This window comes from Paenibacillus sp. sgz302191, assembly GCF_057749925.1.
In genome coordinates this window covers 1-9,251 of sequence record NZ_JBYLHY010000066.1, presented here as the reverse complement: position 1 = coordinate 9,251, position 9,251 = coordinate 1, and the positions used below count along the sequence as shown (strand labels likewise).

The window sequence follows — 9,251 nt, the reverse complement described above, 5'->3', positions numbered from 1 at the left end:
AGTCGGCCACATTGCCGCCAAATGGCTGCTCATTTAGCGCTGCAAAGTATCGTTTCCTAAGCGAATCGTCCGTTTCAATATCTTCCCCTGGAACAAGCACGTCCGCCAGCTCCGCACGTACAAGGCCCGCAACGAAGTCAATCGGCAGCAGTGTGCCAAAATTTTGATTACCGACCGCCCCCGCCACTTCGCACTGCAATTCGAACTGGCCGGCTAATATTCGTTTCGTGGCAACAAAATTCACGCTGCCTATTGAATACCTCGTCCCGATTGGGATATCGAACGGAGCATTCGCATTCGCGTAGAACCGGCCTTTTCGAATTGCTTGCGTAGCCGGCTCACGGTTGACTCCGAATTCAGCGGTCCGGCGCGTCAGGTATTCGCCTGTCGCAGTATCGGCAAAGGATAGATCCGTGGATTTATCCATTTCCTCGTACATCTGTGCAAGCTCACGCGCTGCCGGTGCTAATGCATCGTAGATCACGCTCCCCGGGCGCTTATCCACGGCTGCGGTTACGCGATCCAGCATGCGCTGCAGGATCGTCCCATAGCTCTGCGTCTCATACATTTACATTCACCCCTGAACGAAAGTTTCCATACTGCGATATTACAGTGAATTCAGCATAAGCAGAATCGCCGTCGATAGTGATCTTCATGTCCTCAACGGATCGGATCCGGTCATCCTGCAGCAGCGCGTCCGAAATCCTTCTGCCCAACTCAGATTGTATATATGAGTTGTCTTTTCCCGGCGCCGCGTCCAGCTCGCTACCATAATCCGGGCCGTAGATGTTGTGTTCGAATCGCTGTGTTTGAAGAATTTTATAGACAGCCTGCTTAATGGCGTCGAGCCCGTCCGCGTCGCCCACAATGCGCTTGTTTTCGAAATCAATGCGGTATGTCCGGCTTGTTTGCTGCGTTTGACTCAGTTGAGAATTACCTATACCTCCTTGCGGAATCATGCTCACACCACCCTATCTAAAATTACAAACTGTTGGCCGCCCTGCATCCGAAGGAGCAGCACAGAGTCGCCGGCTTGAAGCCCGCGGCGGATTACGACTGTTTGCGTTCCAACGACAACCGAATACGGCGTTAGCTGCTCCGGCACAATCAAAAAGTCCTCATCGAGCGTCAGCCGCTGATCAACGGTCACCTCAAGAGGACTTGTATTTATTACCGAACCATATAAGATAGCTACGGGCGAGCCGGATTCTACAGCCCCTATGCTGGCCTGTTTAAAGAGTCGGAGCAACTTAGATACGCTCACAGAATCACTCATCCGTAAGCCTTCAATTCTAGCGTCATCGTATGTTCATCTCCCTCGAAATTATGAACGCATTCTTCAACGAGAAAATAATTGTTTGTATTCATTTCTTCAATATTGATCGAGACGCTGCAACCGGCTCGAACCCGGATATCACCAATGGCGTCAATGGTAAATGTCCTCATTTCTCGGTTCTTCAATTGCATCAAATTATTGGCAGCCTGTTCAATCTGCGCTTTATTCAACTTTTCATTTACTTTCTCGTAATATTGGAGTTTGCCCCATTTCGCTATGCTCACGCTGTCTTCATAGACAAATGCGTCCCGCTTCTTTTCCTCTTTGTTATCCCGCACGATCTTAACACGATTATACGTGTCGGTATCAATGGAGCGTTTGAACTTGTAGTCATAGACCAAGCTCGTGTCGCCCAAAGAAAGATCGAGTTTCCAGCCCTCGAAATCCCGGAGCCGTAGCTCCCCGAAATCGTCGTAAAAAACAAAAATGCGCCCTGTTGCAATCATTGTTCGATCAAGCGCGTTACCAATAATGTCCATAAGCTTGCTGCCGTCTTCCAACATAGACGGAATCTTGTATGCGGTGTCTGCAATCTGGCCAACTTTTAGACGAAAATCCCCTGCGATTTTTTGGATGATTTCGCTGGCCGTAACGTCTTTGAAAACGTATGTGTCGTTTGCCATCAAGTAGCGGAGTTGATCGTATGCAGTGATTTTGACAGCCTCATCCCGCCCGCTATCGATGGTGAAAATATACCCGTAGAACACCGGCGAATCATCCAAGCGGACCCGAATGATATCGCCCGGGTTTACCTTGAATTCTTTGGCCTCATAGAATCCGCCTTTTAACATCGTCACCTCCAGCCTGGAGGCTTTTCCGATGCGGCTCGTTGTGAACTTTACCTCGGATACAGGAATTTCCCACATGTAACCGTCTTTGTTGTCGATCTCCACTATCAGCATCGTATCACCTCAATATGTTGGAAGTTTGATAATCATTCCTGCTGCCAGCTTTTTCGTATCTGCATCCGTCAGGTTGTTGAGCTTTTGTATGTCTTTGTGCCGGGAGCTATCGGGATATCCGGCTGCGTCAGTATAGAACTTCATAGCAACCCGCAGCAGGGTATCCCCCTCTTTTAAGGTGTATGTGTCTGGCCTGATTCGCTCATCTGGCCGTCGTGGAGGCTGCACAACGGTTACAGCGTTCCCGTCCGCATCGGTTTTCACAATCACTCTCCGGGCAGAATAGAAAACATACTCCTTGAGCGTGATGCTGTATTCAATGTCCCCTGGCGATCCCGCAACTTCTTTCCAAGTGAACTTTTCTATGGAGGCAGGCATATTGATATCGGAACCATCAATATTCTGTGAATTGAGTGTCTGATAATACCTGCCTAAATACATGAATCGAATCGGATGCTTTGTCGCCATCCATTTACGAATCAGATTGATATAATGCATCGGTTCGTAAAGAACCTCTGTAATGACAAAAGGGTAATACTGAGCTGGAAAAATACTGCTGAACGTTACTTCTTTTAGTTTCGGGCTTTTGATAACATTTATCTCTCCGGCCCGCGTTTCCTCGTTTCCGCCCCCTCTACCAACAATATCGTATGTTTTCCCGTTGCCGCTCTCTTGCACTTCAATGGATTCCGGATTCACTGGTATTTGGAAAACTTCCGCTTGATTATTAAAACTGAAATAGATTTTAGTCCCCGTCATCTAAACAATCCCTCCGCTGAATTCGCAATTTCGTACTCCATAGAAACCTCAATCCGCCTAATGATTTCATTCACATCGGTTTGGTCATAGATGTTGATTTCTCCGGTTTGGACAGTCGGCGTAAGCGTCACAAAGTTCTGAATGCTTTTCATTTCTGCGAGGTCCCTCATAACCTTTAGGTCCTCACTGGAAATATCGACGGTATCCCCGATGCTCCCGACTTCGTTGACTTTGTTGATATTCGTGTTCTGATTCCATTGATCAAGCACGGATTGGTCTGCACCCGGTAACGAGAATGACAAGCTTTTTATGAGATTAGACCCGGAGTTGAACCCATAGTTAAACTCATTTTTCAGATTCTTTTGGTTCATCCGGTCTGTATGAAATACATTTTTGTCGCTGACTGGTTCTTTCAACTCATCTAAGAGTCCTTGGAGTCTGTCACTCATGGCGTTGATGTTATCGGCATTGAAAAGATCGACCTTGCCCAAATCAATACCGGTCATTTCTTTGATTTTGTCGCTGAGCCAGTTGAGTCCTTTCAATGCTCCGTTCACGGCCTCCAAGATTGATTTTTGGAAATTGCCGGCGAAATCTTCGGCACTTTTTAGCATGTTTATTGTGTAACCACCAAAATTTTTCGCTAAGTCGTAAAAAAGTTTTTTCACAGAATAAACTGGATCGATAAAAACATTGAGAAAAAACTCTGCGAAACTCGCGATTGTGTTCCATAGAACCGCGACTTGATTCCAAATCGTACCAACAAGGACCATGAACAGCCCGGCAACGAACCCGACAACCTGGTCGGCTGTGACACCGCATTTTTGCAAAATGAAAATGAAAAGTCCTACTGCTGCAGCAACAAGCAGGATCGGCCAGTTGACAGCCACCCAAGCTGCCGCCTGCGCTATCAAGGGCGGAATAGCTGCCCAAAGCGGCGGAATCATTGCCCAGAGCTTCGGCAAGAGCACCGCGGCCAAAGCAACGCCTATCGCCGCCAGTACCGAGCTAATGATCGGCCAGTTCGTTTGGATGGCATCAGCAAACCACAACGCCGCTTGTACCAAGCCGACAACGATCATTGTCACTACACGCAGCCCTGTACCGAGTCCAGTTAGAAACGACTGGAATTTTCCGCTTTGGAAAGCAGAATTGAGCAGCCGGATCAGAGGGAGAAGTGCAGCGACCGCACCTTGCCCCGCGTCAGCAAGGCCGGACTTGAGGTTGTTTTTCAAAATCTCCGCTTGCTTCGCCGGACTGGCAAGCATCTTCTCGAATGCCCCTTGCCCCATCTTCTGGCTTTCCAGCAGTTGGTCGAACGCCTTGATAAAGCCATTCATATCCCCTGATTTCCCTAATTCGTCGATCTTGAAGCGACGGATGTCGGATTTGCTCATGTTGAAGCGCTCTGCCAAGGAGACGATATCCCCCGACATGGCTTCTTTGAGTGCAAAGGCCGCGCCCTCCATGCCGTTCCCGGCGCTGTCGAATGCGTTCAGCCGCTGCGTGAGGTTGTTCAGTTTCGTCAACTGGTCTGTGTTCTGAGTCGTGGAGAAGAAGGACAGCGACGCTTTCAATGACTCGTTCACGTCCATTCCCGCCTTGAGTGCATCCTTCTTGAACTTCTCGAACATGGCCGCGCCTACAGCATCGTTGCCGGTCCGGGCCTTGAACATGTCTTGCATTTTTTGCTGCTCCATACCGGCCCCGATTGTGCTTTCCGCGAGTTTCTTAGCAGCTTCGATGGAAAGATATGCGGCCGCGATACCCTTCAAATGCCCCAGAAGTCCGCCACTGCCGCCCCCGCCACCTCCGGGGCCACCACCGCCACCACCGCGGCCATTCAGCAACGCTTCCAGCCTCGTGACCGCGGCAATAAGTTCCCGAACGAGCCGATTCAATTCTGATAGAAATGAAGTCAGGGCTGGCGGCAAATTCAATTCTATATCTGCCACAATCGTACCGAGTATGCTTGCTATGCGGGAACGAAGGGAGTAGGCCTGAGTGATCACCCTTGCTGTGTCCAGGCGTACATGAATGATGAGCCCGGTTGCCCCGAGCCCGCCCACAAGTGCCATCCACCGTGCATGTAGCGCCGCAGCGTCAGGGAAGTCCACTTGAATGCGCAATGCTCCCGAACTGCCCAGCGAGTGCATGAGGGCAGTCAATTGAGCCCGAGCGCTGGCAGCATCAATATGAATGGGGATAGCTCCCGCAAGTCCCGTTCGGATATGGTTCTGTATTTCTGTTATCTTTGTCATCACATCGGCTGAATTGATGACCACATCAATTGCGCTGGAACCCATTGTTCGAATGCGCTCTTTCACTGTCTCAATGTGAGATAACGCCCCGGTCATATCGATGTTGAGAGAAATCGTGCTTTGCAGCTCACGTTTCAGCCTTTCAGCGGTAGTGATTACGGATTGCATACCTGTCACCGCGCTTGAGAGAGTCGCTGAAAATTGATCAAAAAGCTTGAGGCTCGCGCCCACAGTCGCCACATTAAATTCCTCCTTTCGATATTTTTTATATAGAAAAAGCGCCCCTTCTGGGACGCTTAGTAATTATTGGACTATGCCGGCTTTTTGTAAGTCAGCTATATTAAAATAAAGAAGGTTATAGTACAATTTGATTTTAATTCCATTAACTGTTGTTTCACCGTTTTCTTTATCAAAAAAGCCTTTTGGGAAAGAAAACCGGAAGAATTCTTCTTGTTTCATTGTAGTTCCAGCCGACCTGATAATGTAATCATCGCCATCACGCTTTACATCGCCGTACATATCCTTCAATACGCCGGCCCCCAACCATCCCTCCGAAATCGTTGGAGGTAACTCGCTACGTCGCTCAATTCTCGCAAGAATTAATGCCGTGCTACTCTCGTCTGTATACCTGCCTGTATAAACCCCATTCTTATCGTAAGCATAAAAAACTTTTTCCCCGTTCTCCTCAACAAGTCCCTTTGGCTTCACAGTCTCGGTTTCAGGAAAAAGCGACCCTGGCTTAGGAGTTAATTGTGGCGTTTCAGTTGTGGTCGTAGTTGTAGCTGTGCCGTTTGTGCTGATCTCAACTTGCTTCAAGGAGTCATTCCATTTGTACTTTACTCCCGTCAAGTCTCCAATCTTTGCAAGCGGTATGTATGTACTGCCTTCGTAGTTCAAAATTGGGTTTGCTGCGTCTTTATACTCTGTGCCATTGACTACTACTGGATAACCTACGGCCGTCAAAATGTACTGCTTTACTTCGGCTGCGAAAACGGATCCGGCAGTTGCAATGCTTGCACCAACGATGATTCCGGCAACGAATTTTTTCAAGATTATTCTCTCTCCCTTCAATTTGTGACTAATAGGTTCATAATAGCAAACATTGGAACCATTTTCCACGCATATTAGGGAGAAAGACTAACTTTTCATTTTGCCTCTTTCTTTCTTTTCTTGATTGATCCGCACGCTGATCGCGGCAAAAATAAAAGCTTTTTCTCGTGCTGGCATCCTGGACAAATCATGCGGCAAAATATGAAGTTCATGGAGAGCGTAGTAGGCAAGGTTTGCCTCACCATCGCCCCCCAAAATCAGTCCTTTGCTTCTTCTACCAGGTCGTTAATGTCCTTGTCAAAGCCGTTGATTTCCTGCACCTTCAACATCAGGTTCGCATATTCGCCGGAAAGAAGCATCTTCCGCAGCAAGCTTTCTGCCCCCAATACGCCGTACGATTTTTGAAGCTCCGCGTCTTTCAGGTCCGGGAAGACAACGCTGGAGGATACAAGCTTGGCGATATATTCAGCTTGATCGATTTCACTAATCGGCTGCCCGCCTTTTCCCTTCGCCTTCTTCGTAGAGGATTTCCGAATTGCATCGTTTTCATCCTCAGTAATAGCCCGGAGCTGCCAAGGTACCGGTTTGCCGGAAGCACCCTTAAAACGTTCGGAGACAACAAAATCAACTGTTGTGTTTGTATCTACATTCTGTGCAAAAAATGCGCTCAAATTACTCATTCTCATTTTCCTCCCGGGGCTCTTAGCCTAAAATTGGTTTTCCAAATTGGTCAGTGATATCCCAATCATCGAAGGTGAAAGAAATCTCTTCTTCCAGAAATTCGGCTTCCACATCGAAAGAAGCGATGACGATCTCGTCCAGGTTCACGTTTTTAACGACGGTCGTCTGCTTCCCAATCGTGGAGCTCGGGTCTTCGTTTGTGACTTGGATATCGAAATAGGTATCCTTGCCGTTTTTTGTGTATTCCAGCATGAGTTGACGGAAGCGCGACGTTACATAGTAAATGGTCATGGTGCCGGTACCCTCGAACCCGTTTGCCTTTTGCTGCGTCCCGCGCTTGCCGAGCGTCTTGATTCCTTTTTTTGTTTTCTTAAGCTTGGCCTCGAACTTTTTCGCGTAGAACATTTCCTCGACTTGGCCGTTGATCGTCGCAAACGCCCGGGCCTCTTGGCCGGAAATTGCATCATTGGCGTGTAGAAATGCCATTTACTTCACCCGCGCTTTCGAATAAATTTTCTCGATGGAATCTACTGGTTGCACGCCATATTCCACGTAAATACTATCCGTCTCATCGCCCATCTGAATGGATATATCCGTTTGAGAATCGAAGTTTTGCACAGCTCCAATTCCTTGCAAATTCTCAAAGTATTTCACATATTCGTTTTTAAGCAAGTTCCGACCATCGCCGTTGTTGTCGGTTTTTCCGACATAAAAGCTATCGAAGGTCTTTTTCAGGTCGTTCGCAATAGCGTCTAGGACACGGATTACTCGGTTCTTTCTGAAAGCTTTCGCTTTCTCCGGCGTGAATGCCGTGAAAGTATTGATATCCTGCTCAACAATCGCCCGGGATTGGTTGAGAGTAAAGACCAATTCGCCGGCAAGCAGGGCGGCTTCCGTCTGCGAATTGGTATACCGCGGGCTTGTATCGACGGCATCGTCATAGGCTTGATATGTCAGCGCCTTGTTGACCTGTGCCGCTGCCGTCGCCCCGGCCACCCATGCCGTTGCTTGAGCTGCCGTAAGCGCTGTGCCGTCAGAGAGCACCACGCCGTTTTTGACACTGATCACACCTTCGAAGTTTGCCGAAGGGAAGTTTTCCACAACGGCCTGTATCTTCTTCCCTTCGTTATCCCTTAACCGCTTCACGAAAGATACATACAACGATTTCAACGTCGCATCAGGGGACGGCAGCGCGATTGTTTGGAAGTCGTATACCTCAATGGCGGAAAGATAGTCCGAATGGTCGGCGTTCACGACTGTACCATCTGCCCCGTTGATCAGCGGTGCGCCGGCTGTTGTTGTCAATGAGCCTGTGCCGCTCCAAACAATCCAGTCGTTGGCTACAAGCCCCGCGATGTTTGTGACGGTCTGGGAATCCATTTCAACGCCGGCAAGCAGCGTCTTCACGTCGAACTTGGTCGCATCATCAATGTTGGCTTGGATGATGATTTTGAGGTCGTTTCCCCGCACGCCGCCGTATTTGGCCGTCGCGGTCAGTGTTCCAACCGCGACGGCCGCCTTTGTCCCGGCATTGAGTCGGTATAGCAGCACCCTTCCCGCCCGTTTCAACATTTCCCGGAGCAGCAGCAGTTTGGAATCTGTGATATCGTACCCGAGCAGCGATTTCACATTGTCCCCTGCATTGATCGTCAGCACTTGCTTGACTGCACCCCAGGACAGCGAGAGCGCCATTGTCGCGACGCCCCTGTCGCCCAACGTTCCCAGCGTGGCGTTGCTCACAAAATTTGTGTACACGCCTGGTCTAACCTTGTTTTGCGTGGTCCATGTTCCTCCGGCCATCTATCGCACCTCACTTTTCAAAAATTTATTGATTATATCAATGACTTGCTGATTGGTATAGCTTTCGCCATCCAGCAGCAACGCGTCCAGAACGTCCTTTTGAGCGTCTGTAAATCTACTAGAACTAAGGAACTGCTCTTTGGTGTAAACAGGCTCCTGCGCGGCTTCCTGCGCCTCTTCTGGCTTTGATTTGGTCATAGGTGAACCTCCTGTTTCAGTTTTTGCATCTTGATTCCTTCGGGCCTTTCTTTTATCAGGTGAATATCGAAGCTGACAAAGAAATGAAGCACATCTTCAACGACTTCATATTTCATATCACGGGCCCGCTTAAGCCGCCCGTTCACTTCGATGTATTCCAGAGCCTCATAAAGCCGCTCCCCCATTGCCTTGCAATCAGCTTTTTTTGTCAGGCTGTCAGGATCGGGGAAGAAATGAATGTTGAAAAGCAGCGCTCGCCGGTAC

General features: G+C 48.8%; 12 protein-coding genes. All 12 read right to left on the bottom strand.

Features of this window, described 5'->3' with window-relative positions; translation table 11 throughout:
- On the bottom strand, positions 1-568 hold a 568-nt coding region (locus AC3G2T_RS38455; protein ID WP_488438785.1), incomplete at its 3' end, for a baseplate J/gp47 family protein.
- Positions 561-959: a DUF2634 domain-containing protein gene (locus AC3G2T_RS38450; protein WP_488438784.1), complete on the bottom strand. Its 399-nt coding sequence runs from the start codon at positions 957-959 to the stop codon at positions 561-563. The genes AC3G2T_RS38450 and AC3G2T_RS38455, both read right to left, overlap by 8 nt.
- 2 nt (positions 960-961) lie before the next feature.
- Positions 962-1,264, bottom strand: coding sequence for a DUF2577 domain-containing protein (locus tag AC3G2T_RS38445; protein ID WP_488438783.1), 303 nt, complete (start codon positions 1,262-1,264; stop codon positions 962-964).
- A gap of 8 nt (positions 1,265-1,272) precedes the next feature.
- The gene (locus AC3G2T_RS38440; protein WP_488438782.1) at positions 1,273-2,238 is read right to left on the bottom strand and encodes an XkdQ/YqbQ family protein; all 966 of its coding nucleotides are present in this window, start codon (positions 2,236-2,238) and stop codon (positions 1,273-1,275) included.
- A gap of 9 nt (positions 2,239-2,247) precedes the next feature.
- Entirely contained in the window at positions 2,248-2,997 is a 750-nt protein-coding gene (locus AC3G2T_RS38435; RefSeq protein WP_488438781.1) for a LysM peptidoglycan-binding domain-containing protein, read from the bottom strand.
- A complete protein-coding gene (locus tag AC3G2T_RS38430; RefSeq protein ID WP_488438780.1) occupies positions 2,994-5,498 on the bottom strand; it encodes a phage tail family protein in 2,505 nt (834 codons plus the stop codon). The genes AC3G2T_RS38435 and AC3G2T_RS38430 overlap by 4 nt, the downstream gene beginning before the upstream one ends.
- A gap of 63 nt (positions 5,499-5,561) precedes the next feature.
- Entirely contained in the window at positions 5,562-6,308 is a 747-nt protein-coding gene (locus AC3G2T_RS38425; protein ID WP_488438779.1) for a stalk domain-containing protein, read from the bottom strand.
- A gap of 257 nt (positions 6,309-6,565) precedes the next feature.
- Positions 6,566-6,988, bottom strand: coding sequence for a phage tail assembly chaperone (locus AC3G2T_RS38420; RefSeq protein ID WP_488438778.1), 423 nt, complete (start codon positions 6,986-6,988; stop codon positions 6,566-6,568).
- 22 nt (positions 6,989-7,010) lie between these two features.
- A complete protein-coding gene (locus tag AC3G2T_RS38415; RefSeq protein WP_488438777.1) occupies positions 7,011-7,475 on the bottom strand; it encodes a phage tail tube protein in 465 nt (154 codons plus the stop codon).
- The gene (locus tag AC3G2T_RS38410) at positions 7,476-8,789 is read right to left on the bottom strand and encodes a phage tail sheath family protein (RefSeq protein ID WP_488438776.1); all 1,314 of its coding nucleotides are present in this window, start codon (positions 8,787-8,789) and stop codon (positions 7,476-7,478) included.
- On the bottom strand, positions 8,790-8,987 hold the full coding sequence (locus AC3G2T_RS38405) for a hypothetical protein (RefSeq protein WP_488438775.1): 198 nt from the start codon (positions 8,985-8,987) through the stop codon (positions 8,790-8,792).
- Positions 8,984-9,251, bottom strand: a 268-nt coding sequence (locus AC3G2T_RS38400) for a phage tail terminator family protein (protein ID WP_488438774.1), incomplete at its 5' end; no start/stop codon positions are given. The genes AC3G2T_RS38405 and AC3G2T_RS38400, both read right to left, overlap by 4 nt.